General features: G+C 59.1%; 18 protein-coding genes and 5 pseudogenes. 17 read left to right on the top strand and 6 right to left on the bottom strand.

Translation table 11 applies throughout. From position 1 onward, the window contains the following. Positions 1-42: 42 nt before the first annotated feature. The gene (tnpB, locus tag EJ071_RS34455) at positions 43-390 is read right to left on the bottom strand and encodes an IS66 family insertion sequence element accessory protein TnpB (RefSeq protein WP_126101844.1); all 348 of its coding nucleotides are present in this window, start codon (positions 388-390) and stop codon (positions 43-45) included. After that, a complete protein-coding gene (locus tag EJ071_RS34450) occupies positions 387-740 on the bottom strand; it encodes a transposase (protein WP_126101843.1) in 354 nt (117 codons plus the stop codon). Before EJ071_RS34450 ends, tnpB begins: the two co-directional genes overlap by 4 nt. Before the next feature lie 600 nt (positions 741-1,340). On the opposite strand from EJ071_RS34450, the gene EJ071_RS34445 reads away from it, so the two are divergent. The 6 genes from EJ071_RS34445 (at position 1,341) to EJ071_RS34415 (ending at position 10,242) form a co-directional block, all read left to right on the top strand. Beyond that, on the top strand, positions 1,341-3,011 hold the full coding sequence (locus EJ071_RS34445) for an ABC transporter substrate-binding protein (RefSeq protein ID WP_126101842.1): 1,671 nt from the start codon (positions 1,341-1,343) through the stop codon (positions 3,009-3,011). A 1-nt stretch (position 3,012) separates the two neighbouring features. After that, positions 3,013-4,008 (top strand): ABC transporter permease, encoded by a 996-nt coding sequence (locus EJ071_RS34440; protein WP_126101841.1) that lies wholly within the window; start codon positions 3,013-3,015, stop codon positions 4,006-4,008. After that, positions 4,005-4,937 (top strand): ABC transporter permease, encoded by a 933-nt coding sequence (locus tag EJ071_RS34435; RefSeq protein WP_126101840.1) that lies wholly within the window; start codon positions 4,005-4,007, stop codon positions 4,935-4,937. Before EJ071_RS34440 ends, EJ071_RS34435 begins: the two co-directional genes overlap by 4 nt. After that, positions 4,934-5,944 carry an ABC transporter ATP-binding protein gene (locus EJ071_RS34430; protein WP_126101839.1) on the top strand — a complete coding sequence of 337 codons (1,011 nt, stop codon included), beginning with the start codon at positions 4,934-4,936 and terminating at the stop codon, positions 5,942-5,944. Before EJ071_RS34435 ends, EJ071_RS34430 begins: the two co-directional genes overlap by 4 nt. Continuing rightward, positions 5,937-6,938, top strand: coding sequence for an ABC transporter ATP-binding protein (locus EJ071_RS34425; protein ID WP_126101838.1), 1,002 nt, complete (start codon positions 5,937-5,939; stop codon positions 6,936-6,938). The genes EJ071_RS34430 and EJ071_RS34425 overlap by 8 nt, the downstream gene beginning before the upstream one ends. Before the next feature lie 1,189 nt (positions 6,939-8,127). After that, on the top strand, positions 8,128-10,242 hold the full coding sequence (locus EJ071_RS34415) for a S9 family peptidase (protein ID WP_126101837.1): 2,115 nt from the start codon (positions 8,128-8,130) through the stop codon (positions 10,240-10,242). Positions 10,243-10,642: 400 nt separating this feature from the next. Here EJ071_RS34415 and EJ071_RS34410 read toward each other — a convergent pair whose 3' ends face one another. Next, positions 10,643-11,392 carry an IclR family transcriptional regulator gene (locus tag EJ071_RS34410; protein WP_126101836.1) on the bottom strand — a complete coding sequence of 250 codons (750 nt, stop codon included), beginning with the start codon at positions 11,390-11,392 and terminating at the stop codon, positions 10,643-10,645. 328 nt (positions 11,393-11,720) lie between these two features. On the opposite strand from EJ071_RS34410, the gene EJ071_RS40305 reads away from it, so the two are divergent. Beyond that, positions 11,721-12,470, top strand: coding sequence for an amidase family protein (locus EJ071_RS40305; protein WP_348628166.1), 750 nt, complete (start codon positions 11,721-11,723; stop codon positions 12,468-12,470). A gap of 414 nt (positions 12,471-12,884) precedes the next feature. Here EJ071_RS40305 and EJ071_RS34400 read toward each other — a convergent pair. Continuing rightward, positions 12,885-13,220: pseudogene (locus EJ071_RS34400) on the bottom strand (transposase); the annotation flags it as partial. 36 nt (positions 13,221-13,256) lie between these two features. Continuing rightward, positions 13,257-14,475: pseudogene (locus tag EJ071_RS34395) on the bottom strand (IS256 family transposase). Here EJ071_RS34395 and EJ071_RS34390 point away from each other — a divergent pair. Then, positions 14,459-14,866, top strand: a complete 408-nt coding sequence (locus tag EJ071_RS34390; RefSeq protein ID WP_245460383.1) for an ABC transporter permease subunit — start codon at positions 14,459-14,461, stop codon at positions 14,864-14,866. The pseudogene EJ071_RS34395 and the gene EJ071_RS34390 overlap by 17 nt on opposite strands. A gap of 1,143 nt (positions 14,867-16,009) precedes the next feature. Next, the gene (locus EJ071_RS34385; protein ID WP_126101834.1) at positions 16,010-17,176 is read left to right on the top strand and encodes a Xaa-Pro peptidase family protein; all 1,167 of its coding nucleotides are present in this window, start codon (positions 16,010-16,012) and stop codon (positions 17,174-17,176) included. A 76-nt stretch (positions 17,177-17,252) separates the two neighbouring features. Here EJ071_RS34385 and EJ071_RS34380 read toward each other — a convergent pair whose 3' ends face one another. Further along, positions 17,253-17,918 carry a TetR/AcrR family transcriptional regulator gene (locus EJ071_RS34380; RefSeq protein WP_126101833.1) on the bottom strand — a complete coding sequence of 222 codons (666 nt, stop codon included), beginning with the start codon at positions 17,916-17,918 and terminating at the stop codon, positions 17,253-17,255. A 131-nt stretch (positions 17,919-18,049) separates the two neighbouring features. On the opposite strand from EJ071_RS34380, the pseudogene EJ071_RS39820 reads away from it, so the two are divergent. The 8 genes and pseudogenes from EJ071_RS39820 to EJ071_RS39085 form a co-directional block, all read left to right on the top strand. Further along, positions 18,050-18,349, top strand: a pseudogene (locus tag EJ071_RS39820) (hydantoinase/oxoprolinase N-terminal domain-containing protein); the annotation flags it as partial. Between the two features lie 50 nt (positions 18,350-18,399). Then, a pseudogene (locus tag EJ071_RS39815) lies at positions 18,400-18,543 on the top strand (hydantoinase/oxoprolinase N-terminal domain-containing protein); the annotation flags it as partial. A gap of 193 nt (positions 18,544-18,736) precedes the next feature. Further along, positions 18,737-19,321: a hydantoinase/oxoprolinase family protein gene (locus EJ071_RS39810; RefSeq protein ID WP_245460083.1), complete on the top strand. Its 585-nt coding sequence runs from the start codon at positions 18,737-18,739 to the stop codon at positions 19,319-19,321. 28 nt (positions 19,322-19,349) lie between these two features. Continuing rightward, entirely contained in the window at positions 19,350-19,841 is a 492-nt protein-coding gene (locus tag EJ071_RS39805) for a hypothetical protein (RefSeq protein ID WP_245460082.1), read from the top strand. Next, on the top strand, positions 19,838-20,989 hold the full coding sequence (locus EJ071_RS34370) for a hydantoinase B/oxoprolinase family protein (protein ID WP_245460081.1): 1,152 nt from the start codon (positions 19,838-19,840) through the stop codon (positions 20,987-20,989). Before EJ071_RS39805 ends, EJ071_RS34370 begins: the two co-directional genes overlap by 4 nt. Further along, on the top strand, positions 20,985-21,431 hold the full coding sequence (locus EJ071_RS39800; RefSeq protein ID WP_348628165.1) for a hydantoinase B/oxoprolinase family protein: 447 nt from the start codon (positions 20,985-20,987) through the stop codon (positions 21,429-21,431). The genes EJ071_RS34370 and EJ071_RS39800 overlap by 5 nt, the downstream gene beginning before the upstream one ends. After that, on the top strand, positions 21,428-21,754 hold the full coding sequence (locus tag EJ071_RS39095) for a hypothetical protein (RefSeq protein ID WP_210211891.1): 327 nt from the start codon (positions 21,428-21,430) through the stop codon (positions 21,752-21,754). The genes EJ071_RS39800 and EJ071_RS39095 overlap by 4 nt, the downstream gene beginning before the upstream one ends. A gap of 75 nt (positions 21,755-21,829) precedes the next feature. After that, positions 21,830-22,516: pseudogene (locus EJ071_RS39085) on the top strand (hydantoinase B/oxoprolinase family protein). The last annotated feature ends 59 nt before the right edge of the window (positions 22,517-22,575 follow it).

Below are 22,575 nucleotides of genomic sequence, written 5' to 3'. Positions count from 1 at the left end.
GTCCGCTGACTCGCGGAAAATGGCGCAAACTCAAAGAAAAACTCAGCCCGCGCGCTGCGGTCGGAACGTGTGACGCGGGTTGCGCCAATCGATCCCGTCGAGCATGTAGGCAAGCTGCGCCCGTGATATCGAAACCGTGCCGTCCGCCGGCGACGCCCATAGAAACCGGCCCTTCTCGAGCCGTTTAGCATACAGCGACATGCCGAGCCCATCATGCCAGATAATCTTGATCAGGTTGCCGCTGCGGCCGCGGAAGACATAAAGATCGCCGGCATGCGGATCCCGGCCCAACGTCTCCTGAACTTGTAGAGCGAGACCCTGCATTCCGCGACGCATATCGGTCTGGCCGACTGCCAACCAGATACGCACCTGGCTCGGAACCGGGATCATGAAACCCCTAGCGCCTTCACCATCGCCGCCGCCAGTGTTGGCGGCGTGGTCAGCGGAATCCGCAGCCGCACCTTGCCGGCGACCTCCAGCTCGATCACCGCTGGGGATGCCGCCGGCCGCGAAACGGCGACAGGCTCATCGGGAGCCACGACAACTTCGGCAAAGCCCGTCTCGCGGGCTCTCACCGTGCGGCGCCACTTGTAGATCAGGCTGGTCGCGACATCGTACTGACGCGCCACCGCCGCCACTGTGGCCCCAGGCGCGAATGCCGCGGCCAGTATCCGGCACTGATCCGCTTCACTCCAACGGCGCCGCCGCTCCGGCCCGGTCAATAACGTCACATGGCTCATGTTGTGCTGCTAACCACGCTCGTAAGGACGACCTTAAGAGCGCAGCCTCGCTACCGTGCCATCTTCTCGCAAGGCGGCCTCCGCCGGAGGCGTACCCTGCAGACTGGCTGTGATCATGCATCGGATCTGGATCGACGTCAGCGAATTCCGCTGGTCGAAGGAGGAGGCGACCGCGATCACCAGCTAAGCATTAAGCAAGATCCGCCCTTTCGGCGGTGAATGTCCCTGCCGGGATGATGGCGTCGTGATCTCGTGGATGGGGAGGCAGCCCTAACTTAAGGTACTACTGCGTCGATTACATTGAGGCACCCACGTCTTGAACGCTAAATGCGGCGACCCAGTGTTAACCGCGAAGAGAACCACAGAGCCGGCAGGAACATGGATACGCCGACAGGAGCTTGCAATCAGCTCCACGATCAGAGAACCCCATCTAAATCCTAGATACCTGCGATATTGATTCTGTTCTTGCATTCCGTCTTTGCCCGCGACCATCATCTTCAACGCAAACGAAGGGAACCGCTGCATCACGCCAAGACATGGCCTAGGCTATGCGCGTTCGGTTTGAAATTGCGGTGCACTAGAATTTAAAGGGAGGACAGAATGAACGAGTGGCAGCTCAACCGCCGTGCCATGATGAAGGCTATGCTTGCGGGATCAACCGCGCCTTGGATCATGCACTCAAACGCGTTTGCCTCGTCGTGTGGTGATCATATCGTGCGCTTCGGCACAATGGGCACCCCGGACACGATGAACCCTTTTGCGAGTTATGGTTCCTTCTGGCCCCTGGTTTTCTCCTATGACTGCTTGGTGGGTATGGACGCGCAGCGCCACGAGGATCGGAAGGGGTTTGCGAAGGAGTGGTCCGTCGCTGACGACAAGCTCACCTGGACCTTTAAGATCTGGCCTGGCATGAAGTGGTCGGATGGTCAGCCTGCGACGGCCAGGGACGCTGCGTTCACCTATAATTATCTACGCGACTCCATTGGCAAGCCCGACGAACTAAATCGGGGTCTCAACAACACCGACGGCATGGACCAAATCGATCTCATAGAGGCTGTTGATGATGAGACTTTGCAAATAGTAACGAAGGCTCCTACGCGCTGGCCAATTGACAACTACCTTCTAATTGTCCCCGAGCACATTTGGAAGGATATCAGCTACGCCGATGCTCGCGGCACTTTCCGCAATAATCCCCCGCTGGTGGGAACTGGACCTATGATCGTTGCGGAGTTTAAACAAGGTCAGTTTGATCGCCTCACGCCAAATCCTTATTTCCGTACAGGACAGCCAAAAACTGCCGGCATGATATTGCAATACGTCACGACAATCGATTCAGTCGCGCAGGGTTTGAAGAGCGGCGACCTCGATTACGGCAGCGGTCTCACGGCCGCCCAATGGGCCGACCTCTCAAAGGATCCCAACATAAAGGTCGGTGAATCGCGCGTTGAGCAGCGTAATTATTTGGCCTTTAACACTCTCTCGGAGAAGGGGGCAGGCAGCACCAAGGCCCTGCAGGACCCGGCTTTTCGCGACGCGATCGGCTATGCGATCGACCAGAAGGCCATCGTCGACCGAGCTTACCGCGGGCACGCGGACCCTGGCGTGGGACTGGTAATGCCGGTGGCGGCCGATTACTATTCGGACCTAAACGACATCAGGCGCCACTTCGATTTCGCCGAGGCAGGCCGCCGACTCGATGCCGCCGGCTATCGCGACAAGAATGGAGACGGCGTCCGGGAGGACAAGGAGGGCAACAGCTTCCAGCTCGATCTGATTACCGGAAAGTTCTCGGGTGTCCTCGAGATGCCGATTGCGGTCGTGCAGCTTATCGCTGGCTGGCTGCAACAAGTCGGCATACCTTTATCGGTTACCCAACTCGACTCCGGCGCGCTCACTGCCCGCACGGCGGCGCCGGCGGATGGCGGCGGAGGCTGGGATTTGCTCGTAGCCAGCAACTGGCCATCTCCCACACCTCACGACCTGCTTAGGATGGGGAGCAGCAAGGCCATCGGCAACCCAAACATGTCATACTGGACCGATGACAACTTCGAAAAGCTCTTGTCCGAGGTCGACAGTACCGTCGACCCTAAGAAGAGCCAGGAACTGGTCGATGAGGCGGCGCGCCTCATTTATCGCGAAGCACCCTATATCATGCTATGCTATCCCCTCGTGCTCGACGCCCATCGCACAGATTGTTTCGAGGGCTGGGGGACACAGGACATGGTGTCGATGTGGACCTATTTTCCGTTCGATCGCTTGAGGTCAATCTGACATGGCTGCCAATGGTGGCCGGACCACGCGGCACATTGGGCATGCCCTTCTCAGAGCAGCCGTAACGCTTTCGATGGTAGTAATTCTGAACTTCATTTTATTCAGAGTCATTCCGGGCGACCCCGCTAAATTGCTATTGGGCGGGGCACGAGTTTCTGTGACCGCTGAGCAGTTGGAAGCGCAGCGGAAGAGTTGGGGCCTTGAGCGGCCGCTGGTGCCGGACCAGCTTGTCGACTACGTGTCAGCAACGCTTCATGGCGACCTCGGTTATAGTTTCAAGTTCAGGGGCAGGCGGGTCGCAGGCCTGCTCTTGGAGCGGCTGCCGGCCACTATTGCACTGGTCGGCATCGCTCAGCTCATCGCAATCGTTGTGGGGGTCACGCTCGGCATGTATGCGGGCTGGCGCAGGGGAGGAGTCGTCGATCATATCACGACGGGTGCCTCTCTCGCCCTCTATTCAACGCCATCGTTCTGGGTCGGCATGCTTCTGGTGGTCATCTTTAGCACGGCATTGGGCTGGCTACCTGGCTACGGTGGATATTCTCCGGGCGCGCTTAAGGGTTCTCTTGACTTATTGTTAGATTATCTGCGGCATCTCGTACTTCCCGTGTCCGCAGTGGCTCTTGGTCTGATCGGGCAATACGTTGTGGTTTCTCGTGCTGCTATGAGCGATGTTGTCGCCGAGGACTACATGGTAACTGCCCGGGCTAAGGGGCTGACTGACCTCCAAATGTTGATGCGTCACGCCTTTCGCAATGCAATGCTACCAGTCATGACCTTGGTGACGCTAAATCTTGGTTATGTAGTGGCGGGTGCTATTACCGTCGAATCTGTATTCGCATGGCCAGGCATAGGCAACTTAACTGTTGAGGCACTCAACGCGAGAGACTATCCAGTTCTGCAAGGGATATTCCTATTGCTTGGTGTGTCGATCGTTGTCGCGAACCTCGTCGCTGATCTTACTTACGGTCTTCTCGATCCAAGAGTTAGGCAATGAGTGAAAATACTGTTCAATATTCTAAGCGCAGCCGAGAGCGGGCTATCAAAGACTTTCTGCGTCAATTTCTTGGTCATGGCGGGGCTCAGCTGGGTATAGTATGCCTTATCTTCTTTTTTGTGCTGGCAGCGGTGCCGAATATTCTGGTGGGACCTCTGCAGACTGCGATCAATGCAACCGGCGACTTCCTCGCACCACCATCAAGCCAGCATCTGCTGGGGACGGATGAGGTGGGGCGAGACGTGCTCAATCTGGTCGTCCATGGTGCCCGGATATCACTCACGATCGCGCTGCTGGCGACTGTAATCAGCCTCATCGTCGGCACCACGGTCGGAATGACCTCGGGCTACTTTGGTGGCTGGGTGGATGTCTGGCTGATGCGCATCACAGATTTCTTTTTTGTTATGCCTTCATTCGTGCTCGCGCTGGTCATCACGCCTGTGGTCCTTGAGGTGATGGGGCGCGGTGGAGACATCCTTGGCTTCCGCCCTTCTCTTTTTGTGATCATTGTTGTCATCGGCATGACCAGCTGGGCGTTCGTTGCTCGTATCGTTCGCAGCCAGACACTCTCGCTTAAGGAGCGAACATTCGTTGATCGTGCCCGGGTGGTGGGAAGCAGCGATTTCAGCATCATGGTACAGCACATCCTGCCCAATCTCGTGCCGCAAATTGCAGCCAATGGCGCCTTGGTCGTCTCCGGCGCAATCTATATCGAGACTTCACTCTCGTTCCTTGGGCTTGGCGATCCCTTGCAGCCTTCATGGGGCACGTTGCTATCGCTCGCTCAGCGCGCCGGCGCCGCCAGTGCTGGAGCCTGGTGGTATCTTGGCGCCCCCGGGCTGTGCGCGCTTACGGTTGCGCTTAGCTTCGTCCTGATTGGCAATGCCCTCGACGATACGTTCAATCCACGCCGGAGGGTGATCCCATGACAGAACCCTCCCGGAGCACGGCGTTGCTTCTGAACGTCGACGGGCTCTCTGTTGACTACAAGCTCAAGGGCCTTTCATCGCGTGCAATCGATGGCGTAAGCTTTGCGCTTCGAGCCGGAGAGGCCGTTGCCCTCGTCGGTGAATCGGGCAGTGGAAAGACCACGACCGCAATGGCGATTGCGGGTCTGCTATCGCCCAACGCGCGGGTAAGCGAGGGCGAGGTACGCTATCGCGGAGAGCGACTGCCTATCAATGACGATGTCGCCATGCGGCCACACCGCTGGAGCGAGACGTCCGTCGTCTTTCAGGGCGCGATGAATGCGCTCAATCCCGTTCACCGCATCACCAAGCAGATCGCCGAGCCATGCATCCTGCGGCTCGGTTTGTCGCGCAGCGAGGCCACCGTGCGGGCAAGGGAGCTGCTCGAACTGGTCGGCATTCCGGCGGACCGCGGTGCAGCCTATCCTCACGAACTGTCGGGTGGGATGCGTCAAAGGGTGATGATTGCGATGGCACTCGCATGTCGCCCCTCGATTGTCATCGGCGACGAGCCCACCACGGCGCTCGATGTCATTACACAGGCTCAGATTCTCAAGCTCTTTGGGGACTTGCGATCGAAGCTTAACCTTGCCCTGATTTTGATTACCCACGACCTTTCTGTTGTTGCCGAGACTTGTGATCGCGTGATGATTATGTACGCTGGCCGCATCGTCGAGGATGGCACTGTCGCCGATGTCTTCGCGCAACCCAAGCATCCCTATACCCAGCTGCTGATCGAATCGATACCAAACCCAGCAAACGGCAAACGGATGATCCGGCCTATCCCCGGTGATCCTCCCAACTTGGTGAATCGACCCTCAGGCTGCGCCTTCCATTCACGTTGCCCGTCTGCAATGACGGTATGCGCGACCGAAGTCCCCAGCCTCGACGAAGTCCGGCGGGGCCGCGTCGCCTGTCACCTTCACCGGCCCTTGACGCAAGAGGACAAGGTCGCAATTCATGCCTGACACTGCCGACATCCTGCGTCTGGAAAGCCTGCAGGTCCACTTCCCGATCCGTGGCGGATTCTTCGACCGTGTTCTGGGCCGACCTGCCGGTGCAGTGCGTGCGGTGGACGGGATCGACTTGAACGTCGGACAGGGTGAAATCGTTGCCCTGGTCGGGGAATCGGGGAGCGGCAAGACGACAGTGGGCCGCGTCATCACCAAACTTGCTCAGCCGACAGGCGGCAGGTTGCTGTTCGAAGGCCGAGACATGACGTCGGAGCGAGGCTCCTCGACCCTGCGTCCTTACCGGCGTCGCGTGCAGATGATCTTCCAGGACGCCTATCAGGCGCTCAATCCGCGACACACCGTATTCGATATCGTGGCGGAGCCGTTGCGCTCCCTGCGGTTGGTCGAGAACCATTCCCAACTTACGGAGAGGGTCAGCGAAGCGCTTGCGGCAGCCGGGCTTAATCCTTCCGGCGATTTCTTTCCCCGCTTCCCGCACGAACTGTCCGGCGGGCAGCGACAGCGGGTCGTGATTGCCGGAGCGCTTGCCGTGAAGCCGGAACTCATCGTCGCCGATGAACCTGTGTCGATGCTCGATGTCTCGATACGCGCACAGATTCTTCAGGTCCTGGTGGATTTGCGTGACAAACACCACATGGCGCTGCTGTTCATCACCCACGACCTGCCGCTCGCGTGGTTGATCGCCGACCGGATTGCGGTGTTGTATCTTGGGCGACTGGTGGAAATCGGCACAGCGGATCAGATCACGTTCAACCCCCGCCATCCGTATACCGTCGCGCTGCGCAACGCCACGCCGCAGATTCGCGGCGACGCAGATCGCAGCAAGCTACCGGCCCTGCAGGGCGAGGTTCCAAGTGCCGCACGCGTGCCGAAGGGCTGTCGTTTCCATCCGCGCTGCCCGCTTGCCTTCGACCGCTGCAAGGAGGAGGAGCCGCCGGCCCTCGAAGTGGGACCACAGCATATGTCCGCGTGTTGGCTGACAAAGTGAAGGTCAGCCAATGCCGGTCAGTAAGGGCTCAGTGGTTGATACTCCAACCCCGTGCAAATCATCGACTGGTATGCTGTTTATGGGCGGGCTCCAGGCGGCGGTTGCGGGCGTTTGTCGCCTTGCTGGGTCGTTGCCGAGCCCATCGTCCCCCAAATACCTCCTCGAACTTCGCCCGCTTGTCGATCATCTCGTAGCTTCTCTTCCGAGAGACTTGATCTCTGGAGGAGGACATGCGGATGAAGATCCCACTGCGCATTCAACTGGATTTGTTCGCGCCCGCTGCGCCACCAACCGACATGTCCGACCGACGATCGGCTGAAGCGAGTGGCTCTGTTGCAATCGCTACTCATCGAAGCGGCGTCCGTGCCAGCCGACGGACAGTCGATCCGCGAACCTGAAGGAGGCGGGCAATGAGCAAGATCACCGCTGAGCACCTTTGCCGACCATCGTCTACATCCGGCAGTTGACAAGCTGCCAAGTCATGAACAACCGCGAAATCCAGCGGCGCCAATACGGCCTGGTCGAGCGAACTCGCCAGTTGGGCACAAGCTGCTGCTCGAGATAGTGCGGAGGCACTGGCCGTCAATCGGTCCGTTGAGAACACAGAGCCAGTCAGTTGCGTAAGGCGCCAACGTTTAACCTTCGCTCGCGGCCATGCGCGGTTCACAGGCGCTTGCTTTTCGGCCCCCACCTCGAGCGTACAACTGGCCATAACTTCGATTCGACGCGATCGACGTTGCCTGGCCGTGCACCGCACCGGCCTGTCCCCGCCGCCGGCGAGCATTGAGCATCTGGATTCGCGATAGCTGATAGCTTAATTCTATGCTTGTCAATTCCGGCATAAGCTTGAAGGTCTAATCAATAGCAAAGCAAGCGAGCTGCAGGGCCATCATCTAGGTAGCTGAAACGGTCGCCCGCGTGTTTATGACTATGTAACAGCGGATTTTTTGCAGTTCATGTTATTAATGATGGCTGAGAATAGCATGCACGTCGCTATTGTAAGCAAGTTCTGCGTCGTGCTGAACGCTATGCTGTCAAAATCGGAAAGAGAAAAACAATGAGGCATCTCATGGGTCATGATTTCTTGAGCGGTTTGCTCGCTAGTCGGGCGGGGGCATTAGTGAAGAAACTATATTTTTGAGGGCTGCCGCGGCAATCCTTACTTTTGCTTCCACGTGAGGGAAGTGTGATGGGAGACAAACGCCTACAGCCGCCGCTTCCCCATTCCGAGCCGCGGATCAGGGTGCTTCATGACGACGTAACAATAGACCGGTATCGATGGCTTCAACACCGGGAGAATCCCGATGTCCGCGCTTATCTGGAAGCCGAGAACAGCTATGCGGAGCAAGCGACAGCTCACCTGAAGGGGCTCAAGGCGGAACTCATCGCCGAGATCGAAGGTCGTCAGACCTGCGAGGGCGTCGCCGCACCAGCGTTCCAGGTTGGACCTTTCGAGTACTTCCAAAGTCACGAGCGGGGCTTGTGTCATCCCGCATGGTGGCGCCGGCCGGTGACCGGAGGCTCGGCCGAGCTTGTTCTCGATCCGAACGCGATTGCTGGGGCCGAGGTCTTCTATCAGCTCGGTGTGTTCGAGCCGAGCGACGATGGGCGTTACGTGGCGTTCAGCTTTGATCTCATCGGCGACGAGCGCTACGAGTTGAGAGTGCGGGACATGGCCGCCGGCCGTGACATATGGCGCGACTCGGGTCGCGCCCGGCGCGTTGTCTGGGCCGCCGACAATCACACGCTCTTTCTTACACGGGAGCGGAGTGATCGGCGGCATGTCGATCAGATTGTCCGCTTGGACGTAGACGTCGGAAACTTCGAGGTGGTGTTCGAGGAGGCCAATGAGCGACTGGCGGTGCTGGTTCGGCGTTCTGATAGCGGCGCCTGGTTGTTCCTCGACGTAGTTACGACCTATTCCTTCAGCGTTCAGCAAGGCGCTGTAGAGGTGTGGTGTCTTCCGTCCGACGAGCCGCAGGGCAAGTGGCGCCGGATCGTGAAGCGTGAACTTGGGCACGAGATCTATGCCGAGCACTGGGGCGACAGGTTCCTGTTTCGGGTGGACGATGCTGGACCGTACTGGCGGCTCGTGTGTGCGCCGATTGACGACCCGTCGCCATCGCGCTGGGAAGAAGTCATACCACATCGGAACGGCGTGACCCTCGAGGAGGTCCACGTGCTCGAACAGCATCTGGTTGTCCTGGAACGAGAAGGTCTTCGTCCTCGCCTGATCTCGCGTAACGGAAGCGGGCGGGTTGGGGCCACGATCGTTCCCGACCAGCCGAGCTGCACTCTAATGGTCGGCCTGTCGGCAGGGGGGCACTGTTCGGTCGCACGGCATCCGTTCCGAAGCTCGAAGTTGACCTACTCGGTTAGCTCGTTTGTGACGCCGGACACCGTCATCGAGCATGATCTTGTCGACGACCGATCGGCAGTCCTGTACCAGGCCCGAATTCCGGGATATGACGCGGCTCAATATGTGGCGACGGTGGTCATGGCGGAGGCGGAAGACGGGGTGCAGGTCCCGATCTCCTTGGTCGCGCGGCGCGATCGAACAAGCCCGGGGCCGGTACTATTGAATGTGTACGGCTGTTACGGAATACCGAGATGGCCCTCGTTCTTCTCGTGGCCCTCATCCATAACAAAGCGCTTGAGCCTGCTCGATCGCGGAGTTGCTTTCGGCATCGTGCACGTACGAGGGGGCGGTGAGCTCGGACGTCCATGGCACGAGGCGGCTACCCGCGATCAAAAGCGCATTACCCACACAGACTTGATCGCCGCTGCAGAGGGGCTCGTTCAGCGGGGGATTGCCATCCGCGACGGCATCGTCATTGAGGGAAAGAGCGGTGGCGGGGGTACCGTGCTTGCCACGGCCGGCTTGCGGCCCGACTTGTTCCGCGCCGTGCTCGCCGAGGTTCCAGTCGCCGACATCCTAGATACCGAACTGGACTTCACGATGCCGTACGCGCTACATGAAACGGCGGAGTACGGAGATCCCCACATCGCCCACGAGTATCGGTACCTGCGCAGCTACGACCCGTACTACAACCTCAGCGCTGATCGCCCACTTCCGCCGACGTACATCGACGCCGCGCTCGACGACGGCCAGGTGCTCTATTACCAGCCCGCTCGCTACGTGGCGCAGCGTCGGTCCTGCGCGGCCGATCGCGATCCCGAGCTTGTCTTCCGCATGCGGATGGTGGGCGGCCACAGCGGCGCTTCACATGGGCCTGGTGTAGCCGAGGAAACAGCATTTCGCATTGCCTGGACGCTCGACCAGCTCCGACGAACAAGCAGCTGAACTGATGCTGTCACAAGTCCTCACGGATTGTGGTCAGACGGAAAGTTTGTCGTCGCCTATGATTATGTGGGCGCTCGGGCGGCCGACAAGTTAAGCAGCCGATTTGTGGACCCGCCTTCGTCCAGCTCTCGGCGCTTGCGTCGGCAATTTCGGGACAGGGACAACCGGCAGCCGAGCCTGAAGTGTACCTCGCATAAATCACCTTGGCTCGTCTGCGGGGCCGGGCCGGGTCCACGCCGCCGCAAAGCCCGCCGGGGCGTGGAGGGCGTAATTGCTGCCGTTGCTCTTTTGAACGAAAGATGTCATCGACGGCAGACGCGAGAGACTTTCGGACCTCGCCGTAGCGCCACATGAAGCGAATACCGATGTGCTCAGGTCACTGGGCATGTTGCTTTGCTGATCATATCGTCTGAGCACCGTGATGTCCTAGACGCCGCGAGATGGTTGCCGCCGCATTCATGACAAGAGGCGCCAGCTGGCGTTCACTTTGCTGGGTGAAATGAAAAACCGGCATCGTAACGGCAATTGCGGCCACAACTCTCCCCCTCCGATCGTGGATCACGGCCGCGATGGCGGCGGTTTCGGGAATGAACTCCCCCACATTCAGCGCGTATCCTCGTTCGCGCACGCAACGCAGCTCGCGTTCAAGCGCGTTCCCCTCGGTGATCGTGCGGTCCGTGTAGCGCTCTAGCCCGAGCGCCAAAACCTCTTCCAGGGTTGACCCAGGCATCTGCGACAGCATGGCTTTTCCAGTAGCCGTGCAATGCGCCGGATTGCGGCGCCCCGGTGCCGCGATGTGCTTGATCGACCCAGGACCAAGTACGTGCTCGATGTTGATGGCCTCCGTCTTGTTCCAAAGACTGAGCGAGGCCGTTTCCCTCGTGCTCTCGGCAAGTTCCTCCAGATAGGGTCGCGCCACCCGGACCACGTCAAGTTCAGCAAGAAGCCTGCTCGCCAGCGCGATGAGCTCAACTCCGAGCACAAACCGTCCAGTCTCTTCATCGCGCTCGACGAATCCGTTGTGCTCAAGCGTCGACAGTGTCCTGGAAACCGCGCTTGCATGCTGTTCTAGCCGCCGCGCGATCTCATTTACTCCGATCGGCCTTTCACTCGCGCCGACGATCCTCAGCAGATTCAATGCCCGTTGCACGGTTGTAACCTCACCACGGGCTCGGTCACGGGCGCTCGGGGATGTTTGACAGAATTCATCGATGACTCCTCAGCTCCACTGGACAAGTGTTCACACCCCTGTCACGTTTCAAACCTAGTTGCAATACAGTTGCATTATCTGCAACACGGACGAGGTCTCGACGAGGTAAATTCGTGCTGAAGTCCGGTCATTCTCACGGGCCACACCTCCTCCTTGGATCCTCCTTGTTCTCAATTGGGGACTGAACAATGGCGATTTCACCAGCCGACCGCACAGTTCCATCGTTCTGGAGACCTGCGTGCCGTCGATCCGATCGCTATTGAGAGTGATGTCACGGGTACGCTTCGGCATTGGCAAACCGGGCAGGTTGGGAACGCAACTGCGACAGCCATCAATAGAGCAGTTGGTGAGTAAGGATCTGTCGAATGAGAATGAGCGAATATGCCGACCACGATGCTACCGATTTGGCCTCTCTCGTGAAGGCGGCCGAAGTGACGGCCATGACGAGGTCAATCGACGCATCAACGCCGTCATAGACTGTCGAGACAGTTGTCGTCTCGGACGAAGGCATCTTGGGCGGAGTACCTTTCCTTCGCAAGGATATTGGCGCTACCGCATCTCGGCGCCCTCAAGAACAGGGGAGCCGTCTCTTCAAAGGATATCGGCCCCGAACCGACAGCCATTATTATCGCCGCGCGCGAGACGCAGGGCTCCGTACCATGGGAGAACAACATGCCCGGAGTTGGGTACCTCAGGTATGAGTGAACTCAATGGCATTACCGCCAATCCATGGAATCTGGAACGATCTGCAGGGGGTCCTCATCGGCGCTGCCGCGACGGTCGCTGCCGACATCACCCCCTTGCACATGCCAGCGACGGCGGCGGGTCAATTCGCATTCCTGCATCCTGGTGCGGTCTTTTCGGGCTCATTCCGATCCCGCGGACGGATTTCAGGTCCAAGACGCTCATTTGGTCGCACTCGCGAATTTGTTTTCTGTCGAACGGTGCGCGACATGGCCGCCGCATTAGACGTCCTTTCGGACCCTCATCCTGGAGATCCGTTTATATCATGGTCTAGCTGGAATGACTTTGCACATGGCGACAACCGCGGGTTAGAAGTCATCGCGTCGGTCGGGCTGCCAGCCGTGTGCGAAGCGCTCTCTGCCAAGCTGTAGAATTGTGACGAGTTGCAGTGCACAGAATGCGCGAAATTACTTCCATAATGGAGATAGATCAATGACCGGAGCACCACACCTTACATTCGATCTCGAAGCGCCTGGCGTGAGCATAGGTTTCCTCGTTGTGCCCAAAGGCGCAGGCTGCGAGGCCCTTTCGTTCCGATTTTCTGCCTAAATAGGGGCCTGTTGCGCAGTAGCGGAGGGATGTTTGAAGGGATCGGATTGCAGGGGGTTTCGCTCGTATTCTTGAGCTCTGTCGCCTTGGGTGGGGGTTGGCGGCGGTGCGGCCTCTTGCGGCCGGATTGTAGGCGCACCTATCCCGTGATGGCGGTCCATCGGCGCATGTTGAATGCGATCGCCGCCATCGTTACCTGGGCGGTCGCCTTGGCCAGCCCGACATAGGGGATTGCGGTCAATCTCATACGGTTCTTGAGCGTGGCGAAGGTGGTCTCGACCGTCGCCCGGCGTCTGGCGATCAGGCGATTGTAGTGCTTGAGCCGCGGCGGCAACTGCGGATGATGCTTGTTGGGGCGGCGCGCAATGCGCACCTTCTTGCCCTCGGCCTTGAGCCGGGCGCGGCGGGCATGGGTGTCGTAAGCGGCGTCCGCCCACACCCTCTTCTCGTCGCCACGGATCAAATCATCGGCCATGGGGACTGTCAGGAATTCCGTGTGCGGGTGGGCGGTTCAACATTGTGCCGCCATGGCTTTGATGAAGCGATTCGCCGAAGATGACGGCAAACTGGGCCTTGGCCATGGACCACTCACGTGGCGGCATTTTCCACTCTTTTCGGACCGGTTCAAGATCAGGTAGAGCAGCTTGGTGGCCGCGCCATCGCTGGGGAAGTGGCCCCTGGCCCTGACAGCCCGCCTGAGCTTCGAGTTCAGCGCCTCGATCGCGTTTGTGGTGTAGACGATCCGGCGGACTTCGTCAGGGAACGCAAAGAACGGGATGACCTCGCCCCAGGCACGCCGCCAGCTCTGGCCGATGGCGGGATAGCGCTGGCCCCATGGGCCGGCCTCGAACGCCGTCAGCGCCTTTTCGGCAGCATCGGCATAGACGGCGCGGTAGATGTCCTTGAGCGCTGTCGCAAGCCCTTTGCGGTCTTTCCAGGAGACGAAGTCCATGGAGTTGCGCAGCAGGTGGACGATGCAGGTCTGAACGATCGCCTCCGGGAAACGGCGGTGATCGCGTCGGGGAAGCCTTTCAGGCCATCGATGACGGCCAGCAGGATATCATCGACGCCGCGGTTCTTGAGCTCGTTCATCACCGGCAGCCAGAACTTGGCGCCTTCATTCTGCTCGAGCCAGGCCGAGTACCTCCTTGGCGCCAGCGGCGCGGACGCCCAACGCGATATGGATGGTTTTGTTGCGAACCATCCCTTCGTCCCGGGTCTTGACCCGGATCGGGTTCGAAGAAAATGAGCGGATAAACCGGATCGAGCGAGCGCTGTTGCCAAGTGGCGACTTCATCGAGCACGGCGTCCGTCACCGTGCTGATCAGATCCGGCGACACGTCGACGCCATACAGATCATGCAGGTGCCCGGTAATCTCCCGGGTGCTCATGCCGCGCGCATACATTGACACGATCTTTTCGTCGAAGCCGGGTAAGCGACGCTGATACTTGGCGATTAGTTGCGGATGGAAACTGGCGTGGCGATCACGCGGTATGTCCGGTTTCCGTCGTCACGGTCTTGCGGCCGTAGCAGTTACGCGTATTGCCAGCGCCTTCGCCGCTCGCCAGATGATGGTCCATCTCCGCGTTCAAGGCGCGCTCGGTCAGAGCCTTCTTGAGCGTATCCAGCAGGCCGCCCTGTTCGAAGGCTGCACTGGCTGCGCCTCCTGCCAGAAGCTGGTCGAGAAGATCATTTGGATCGCAGGCTCTTTAATCCTGGCGCAGAGCATTGGGGCTACAAGCTACGTAGTCGTGATTGTCTCAGCGACTTTAGCCAACTTTGATAGACGTTTAGAGCAAGCTGCCATGAGCATGGGGGCGGGTCCCGTCCAGACCTTCCGACGAGTAACTCTGCCTTTGATTCTGCCTGGTATCCTGGGAGGGGCCGTTTTTGCCTTCATTCATTCATTTGACGAAGTGGTGATAACCTCATTGGTACGCGGTTACTCAATCAAGACCTTACCGCTAAAGATGCGGGAGAACATTAGTCATTCGATTGATCCTACAATCGCCGCGGTTTCCTCTCTGTTAATGCTCCTGCCTGTCCTTTGGGTGGTCGCCATTTATTTTACGTGGTGGCGCTCAATGAAGGAAAAAACATCGTCTCATGCGGCGATTTAAGTGCCGGCAAGGCCCACAAAGAATACTCTGTTCTTCGCAGCGAGGCGGCAAAAGCGATAGTATGGTCAGGGCATTGCAATCGCTGCCGACGGCGGGATCCGGTTCTCTTGCAGGTCGGGCGCCAGTCAATTTAAGATCGCGAAGCGGTGTCATGTGCAATCGTTCCCCATGCCGCACTTTCATTCAAGGGAGCGCGTTCCGCCTAGATGGCAAGCATTCCGCGCGGCAAGCGAGATAGTAGGTTGTGTCTGTAAGTGTCGTGACCGAAGATGGAGCTGCAACAGGAACAGTGCACGTCGGAGCGGTGGCGCCGCAGGTGAAGCGGTTCACCGCGCACCTGGGGAGGTTGTGCGGGCAGAACGGCTTGCCCCACTATGCCGGGCGAACCTACGCACCACCGTGGAGCCTTTTTCGTCCGTCAAAAATTGGGGGAGCTTCAGGGTCTTAGGTCAGGGCCGTTGAGAGAAACCTTCTGCGGATTGGATGCATGGGTCCATGAGTGACTCCGCTTCCATGCTTCCAACCTCAGGCCCGCCGCCTGGAAGAAAGCGGTTCATTAGCGCCGCGCATCAAGCGTTGGTTCAAATCCGGTCGTGGCCTACCACCCGCTTGGCGAAGACATGGGAAGGGTGGCACCCGCAAAAGCAACCCAAAAGCACCGCAAGGGCAGCGGATGGGCCACGCCGAGGATTGTTCCTGGGGGAGCATCTCGCTTCTAGATCATGACATATGCAAACTGAATTTGACGCAACTTGAGATCGACAGTTAGAGGATCAATAGGCGACGTATGCACAGAGGCGAAACTTTCCGGCATCTGCAGAGCTTGGCGCCACAAAGGTCCTAACCTCGGATGTCGGCTGAACAACGCGCCATCCAAACATCCGGAGACTGCACACAACGCCAGAGGCTGAGTTGCCCTGATCTTTCGATCCGTTGAAATGGGGTACGCAGCCACAATCATCCAAGAGACATCGTGGCCTTCGTCAGTATCTCTCAATTGCTGACAATCCCATTCATAGAGGCAGACGATTCTACCCCTCTAGTTCCCCCGCGCTTTACGCTTTTCGGACACTTGGGCGCGTGCTGTTGCCCTAAATTACCCTACCGACGGACGGCCCCACACCAGGCAAGGAGTTAAAACCAATGGCGATGCCAAAAGGACCACAAGCGTTTCCCCGGGCTGAATATCTGCGACGGCTGTCCGTAGTTAAGGCGGAAATGGAAAAACGCGAGATCGATGCCTTATTGGTAAGCACTTCGGCGGATATCACCTATCTTTCCGGATACACTGCCAAATCTGGCTACATCCCGGAAGCGCTGATCGTTTCCTTGAAAGATGAGGAGCCGACCTTTGTGACGCGCCGTTGTGATGCGCCGGGCGCTGTTCATCAGATGTTCTTCGATAGCAATCGAGTTATTGGCTATCCAGAAGCGCTTATCGCAAACCCTGACAAAGATGGCTATGATGCAATAATTGATTTCCTGCATGAAGGTGGCCTTGCGGGGCGGGTGGGGATGGAAATTAAATCCCTCAGGCCGGAATCGGTAGAGAAATTCAGGACCCGGATGCCGGACGCCAAAATCGTAGATTTTAGCAAAGCAGTCGCTTGGATCCGGCTAATTAAATCCGACCTTGAAATCGCTATGATGCGGGAGGCAGCGGCGATCACTGATGCGGGAATGTTGCGAGCGGTAGAGGTAATCCGGCCCGGCGTTAGAGAAGCTGATGCTGCGGCAGAGATCATCTCGACGTTGATCCGAGGTGCGAATGGCAAGCCAAGCACGGATTTGTCGCACTTTCTTTTATGTGCTTCACCGCGTTCCTCCACGCCGCATATCAGGTGGGCAGAAGATGTTTTCCACGACGGTTCGCAGATCAACCTCGAGTTTAGCGGCGTGCGTCATGGGTATACCTCTGGGCTGATGCGAACTCTGTCAATCGGCAAATCGTCGGAGCAGTTGCGTCGAGTGCACGAGGGAGAGGTAGCAGGACTGGAAGCTGCGCTTGCCGCGGTCAAGCCAGGTGCCACTTGTGCCGAAGTCGCTATGGCTTTCAATAAAACGCTGAAAAAGCACGGTTTTGCGAAAGAAACCAGATGCGGCTACGCCCAAGGAATCGAGTGGCTGGAACCAACGGCGAGTCTCAAGGAAGATGACCTGACCGTGCTTCGGCCGAACATGACTTTTCACCTGATGCTCGGAAACTGGATAGACGAAGACTTCGGCTATGTGATCAGTGAAAGCTTCCGCGTGACCGAAAGCGGCGCCGAAACATTCTCTCGCTTGCCACGAACAATCTTCGAAATCTGATTACAGTTTGCCGCGCACCTCCCATCTTTGAAAAGAAGATCGGGCGGGCGGAGCGACACTACGCGGGACTCAGCGTTCACGCGAGCACGTAGCGGCGGATCACTTCCTTGATCGTCGCCAGCCGCCTGTCTGCTTCCTGGTCTTCCAGAATGCTCTTGCCGAATGACACTTCGACCGTATAGGCCGTGGCTACGCTGAACCAGCACTGGCTCGATAGGGAGATCCACAAATCAGCTGGATTGAGGTTCTTCCGAAACACGCCGGTCGCCTCGCCGCGGGCAATAATGCCACCCACGAGCGTCATGAGCTTGTCGATTGCCAATTCTGAGCGCGGCACTGAGCGCAAATTGTCGCCATGATGGAGATTCGCGATTCCAACCAGCACAAGGAACCCAGGATTTTTCCGATAGTAAGTGAGCGTGAACTCGCATAGCTGATCGAGCGCGACCATCGGGTCGGCGGAGATTGTGAGCACGGCTTCGGCCTCGCGCATTCGCCGATAGGCGTTGACGAGTACCCTCTGAAACAACAGTTCCTTGCGCTCAAAATGGCGATAAACTAACGCCTTGTTCACTCTGGCCGCCTTGGCGATACTTTCCATCTTCGTACCGCTCAGGCCATTCGCGACGAACTCCGCCTCGGCAGCGGCCAGAATGGCGGCGCGCGTGCGCGAGCTCTTTTCCGATATGCCATGACCTTCAGCGACTTGCGGCTGGCCTACGTTGGCACGTGCTACGATCATACGTTTGCCTTTCGAATCGGACGAAAACTTAGTTTGTTTCCTAAAAGAAAACTGCGAGGCCTGCCCATAATATGTCTTGCCAGACCATACAGCATTGCTTACGGTAACGGAAACGTTATCGTTACAAAGCGGTGAATGAGCAGGCGCATTCGTGTGCATCGGACGTCGGTGGCACATTCACCGACAGCATCGCATACGACGAGGCTACCCAGACCATAACGGTTTCCAAGGTGTCGACCACGCCTGTCAATCGTGCGCAGGGCACCGTGACCGGGCTGAAGCGGGCTCTTCTTCTGCAGGGCGGCACCGGGAGTGAGGTCGTTTACGTCGGCCATGGCATGACCACGGCGACGAACGCCGTCATTCAGCGCAAGGGAGCGCGCACGGCCTTCGTGACCAATCGCGGCTTCCGTGATATCCTTCTGATCGGCCGGCAGAATCGACCGACACTGTTCGACATTACAATCGTCCGCCCGAGCAACTGGTACCGCGGGACCTCTGCTTCACCGTCCGCGGTCGTCTGGCGCCGGGCGGCACGGAAATCGAGCCGCTCAACGAGGCGGATGTGCATGAGGTCGCCGCTGCGATCAAGGCGGCCAATGTAGAGGCTGTCGGCGTCCTGTTCCTGCACTCCTATGCCAATCCGACTCACGAGGAGCGCGTACGCAAGATCCTCGAAGAGTCGCTTCCTGGCGTCGCCATCTGCATCTCCACCGAGATCAATTCGGAATTCCGCGAGTACGAGCGGGCGTCGACGACGGTCCTGAACGCCTATCTCCGCCCCGTTATGCAGAAAATACCTGGAGTCGCTGCACGGTATGCTCGTAGATGCGCGGGAGGGGCTCGCGCTTTCCAGCGAAAAGCCAATGATGGTCATGGACGCGGCAGGCGGTCTCATGAGCCTCGACAGCGCGCGGATAAAGCCAGTGCACACAGTCCTGTCCGGGCCGGCCGGCGGCGTCGTCGCCAGTGCCCATGTGGCCCAACTCGCCGGGATTCCTGACATCATCACCATGGATATCGGCGGCACCTCGACCGACATCAGCCTCATCCGCAACGGGCGCCCGGAAATCACGCGTTCGGCGAGCCTGGAGACAGTGCCTATCCGGCTACCGGTCATCGATATCAATGCAATCGGCGCGGGCGGTGGCTCAATCGCCTGGATCGACGACGGCGGCGCGTTGCGCGTCGGTCCGATGAGTGCGGAAGCCGTGCCGTGGCCAGTCTGCTACGGCCGCGGCGGGATCCTGCCAACCGTTACCGACGCCAATCTCGTGCTCGGTCGCTTCGACGAGAAGTCGCGACTCGGTGGCGATCTCGGTCTCGATCTGGCGGCTGCGCGCAAGGTTATCGAGGAAAAGATCGCCAACCCGATCGACCATCATCCGCTCGCAGGTTGCTAAGGCGAACGCGCATCTCGACCATGACGGCGTGCGGCAGGAAAAGCGCGACATCGAGGTCAAGATCGACGTGCGCTACCTCGGCCAGAGCTACGACCTGCCGATCCTCGTCGACATAACCGATAAGCATTTCTGGGACAAGCTTCCGGACAACTTCCACGCCGCCCACGCTGCACGCTTCGGCCATGCGGATCCCTCGAACCCGATCGAAATCGTGGGTATCGGCGTGACCGGCATCGGCCGGATCGACACGCCGGTCTTGCCGAAGCTCGCCGAGGGAATGTCGCTACCGCCTCCAGCCGCACTCAAGGGATCGCGCAAGATCTATTTCGAGCCGTTCAATCAGCTCGAAAGGGGCGAATTCCAGGACGCGCCGATCTACGATCGCGCCGCGCTTCTGGCCGGCAACACGATTTGCGGTCCTGCGGTGGTTGAGGAAATCTCGGCGACGACCATTCTTTATCCCGGCGACCGATTGACCGTCCATGTGTCCGGCAACATGATCGTTGAGGTTGCGCAATGACCGGGTTTGATCCCCTCCGCCTCGAAGTCCTCAAAAACGGCCTTGAAGCGACGGCTCAGGAAATGGGTGTCGTCCTGAAGCTGACATCATTCTCGCCGAACATCAAGGAACGCATGGATGCCTCCTGCGCGATCTTCGATGCCAAGGCGCAACTCGTTGCGCAGGCTGAGCACGTGCCCGTCCATCTGGGCTCGATGCTGAGGGCGGTTGGTCCGACCCTCGCCCTCATTGAACCACTGGCACAGGGTGACGTCGTCATTCTCAACGACCCCTACGTCGGTGGCGCGCATCTGCCCGACATCACGCTAGTCGCTCCCGTGTTCGTCGAAGGCCGCTGCATCGCCTATGTCGCAACCCGCGCGCATCACTCCGACGTCGGCGGCATGGAGCCGGGCTCGATGCCGGGCCGCTCGACCGAGATTTTCCAGGAAGGCCTCATCATTCCGCCCGTTCGCCTCTATCGTCAGGGTACCGAGCAGACCGACATTATGGCAATGATCCTCGCCAACGTGCGGACGCCGGAAGAGCGTAAGGGCGACATCAACGCCCAGCTCGCAGCGCTCCGGATCGGCATTCGCCGCATTGACGAACTGGCCCATCGCATCGGCTCTCAAACGCTCGAAGACGGCTTCGCTGCCATTCTCGACTACACGGAACGTCGCGTGCTGAAGCGGCTAGCCGAACTTCCGAGCGGCAGCTGGACGTCGGAGGACTGCCTCGACGACGACGGCTCGAGCGACGATCCGGTCGTGATCAAACTGCGCGTGGATGTCATGCCTGATAAGATGGTGCTTGACTTCACCGGGTCTTCGCGCTTGCGGCGCGGTAACATCAACGCCGTCCAGGCGATGGTTCATTCATCGGTCTTCTACTCCATCAAGATCCTGATGGACCCGACGCTGCCGCCGAATTCCGGCGTCATGCGCCCGGTCACGATCCTGATTCCTGAGGGCTCGTTTCTCGACGCAAAGATGCCGGCCGCCGTTTGCGCCGCCAACACCGAGACGACGCAGCGTCTGGCCGACACGGTACTGAAGGCGTTCTCGCAATTCGCGCCGGACCGGATCGCCGCCGCGAGCCAAGGGACGATGAACCTCGTCGGCGTCGGCGGTCGACCCGCGCAACGGCAAACCGTACACTTACATTGAGACAATCTGCGGCGGCCAGGGCGGGCGGCCGATGGGCCCTGGCATGAGCGCGGTGCACGCCAACATGTCGAACACGCTCAACACGCCGATCGAGGCGCTAGAAATCAGCTACCCGATGAGGGTGGAACGCTACGAGCTGCGCGAAAACTCTGGGGGAGAAGGCGCCAATCGTGGCGGTGACGGCGTCATCCGCTCGCTGCGTGTCATCGGGCACGAAGCGCGTGTCTCGTTGCAGACCGATCGTCGCCGGTTCAACCCCTATGGCCTGCATGGTGGCATGGTGGGGGCGACAGAACGCAATTGGATAGAAAAAAAGGGAGAGCTCACGAGGGCGCCCAGCAAGGGAACGATGACCCTCGACGCTGGAGATGCGGTCATCCTGGAAACGCCTGGGGGAGGTGGTTGGGGAGCTCCGACCGGTAGAAGAGAACCGAAGGAATGAATTTGAAGGGCTTTGACATTGCCGCAGCGAAAATCCGGGCGCTGTCGTTCATGGCCGTTTCGCAAGCGTTCTCGGCTGCGGCTCACACACCGACCGGGTGGTGTTTGGCCACGAAACAGCCCGACAGCTCCGAGGGCAAGACACACAAAGTCTTCGCCGAACAGGTCGAGGAGTATTCCGGCGGCGATCTCATCGTCACTGTCCATCCGTCTGAGCAACTCCACAAGGAGAACGCAATCGGGCTCGAATGCGCTCGGTGCGACCGAGATTTTCCAGGAAGGCTCCGCTTGCCGTTCTTAAGCTCTACGACGGCGGCGTCCTGAACGAGGCGATCTGGGAGATTATCGGCTTCAACGTCCGCGTCCCAGGTATTGTCCTAGGCGATCTGAAAGGCACAAATGGCTGCCTGCACGGCCGGTCGCCGGTCCTTCATGGAGTTGCTCGGGCATTATGGCCTGACGGAAATCCTTGCCTACGCGGAGGAACTTCATAATTACGCCGAGCGGCTCACGCGCGCTTAGATCACCGAGCTACCCGATGGCGTTTACACATTCACCGATCACATCGACGGGCTCGGCAAAACGCCCGAGCCGATCATCATCAAGTTGGCGGTCACGATCAACGGCAATCGACTGTCGGTCGACTTCGCTGGATCGTCGAAGCCGGTCAAGGACGGCATCAACACCCCGCTCCCCTTTACCAAAGCAAGTGTCTATACCGCGCTGCGCTCGGTGATGAAGTCGGAAATACCGAACTGTCGCGGCTTCGAGCGCGCCATAGTCGTCGCCGCGCCGCTTGGCACCGCCGCAATTCCGTGCATCCCGCGCCCTGCGGCGCGCGCGGAATTACCGGCTACCGAATTATCGATGCGATGTTCGGGGCACTCGCGGCTCCGTTGCCCGATCGCTTCACCGCCGACGGGATGGGCGGATCGAGCGTCCCGACCTTCGGTGGCTGGCATAACGGCAAGCCCCTATGTCTTCACCGAGACGGTCATGGGCACCTGGGGCGCTGGTCAGTCGCATGATGGCCAGGTCGGGGTACCGCACATGGGCGCAACCAGGCGAATGTGCCGATCGAGATGATCGAGGCGAGTTACCCCTCCGCATCCGCAACTACGGCACGGTCTCCGACACCGGCGGTG

Source organism: Mesorhizobium sp. M1B.F.Ca.ET.045.04.1.1 (genome assembly GCF_003952465.1).
Classification (GTDB): Bacteria; Pseudomonadota; Alphaproteobacteria; order Rhizobiales; family Rhizobiaceae; genus Mesorhizobium; species Mesorhizobium shonense.
The sequence above is the reverse complement of the archived record's forward strand: the minus strand, read 5'-3'. Positions and strand labels throughout refer to the sequence as shown.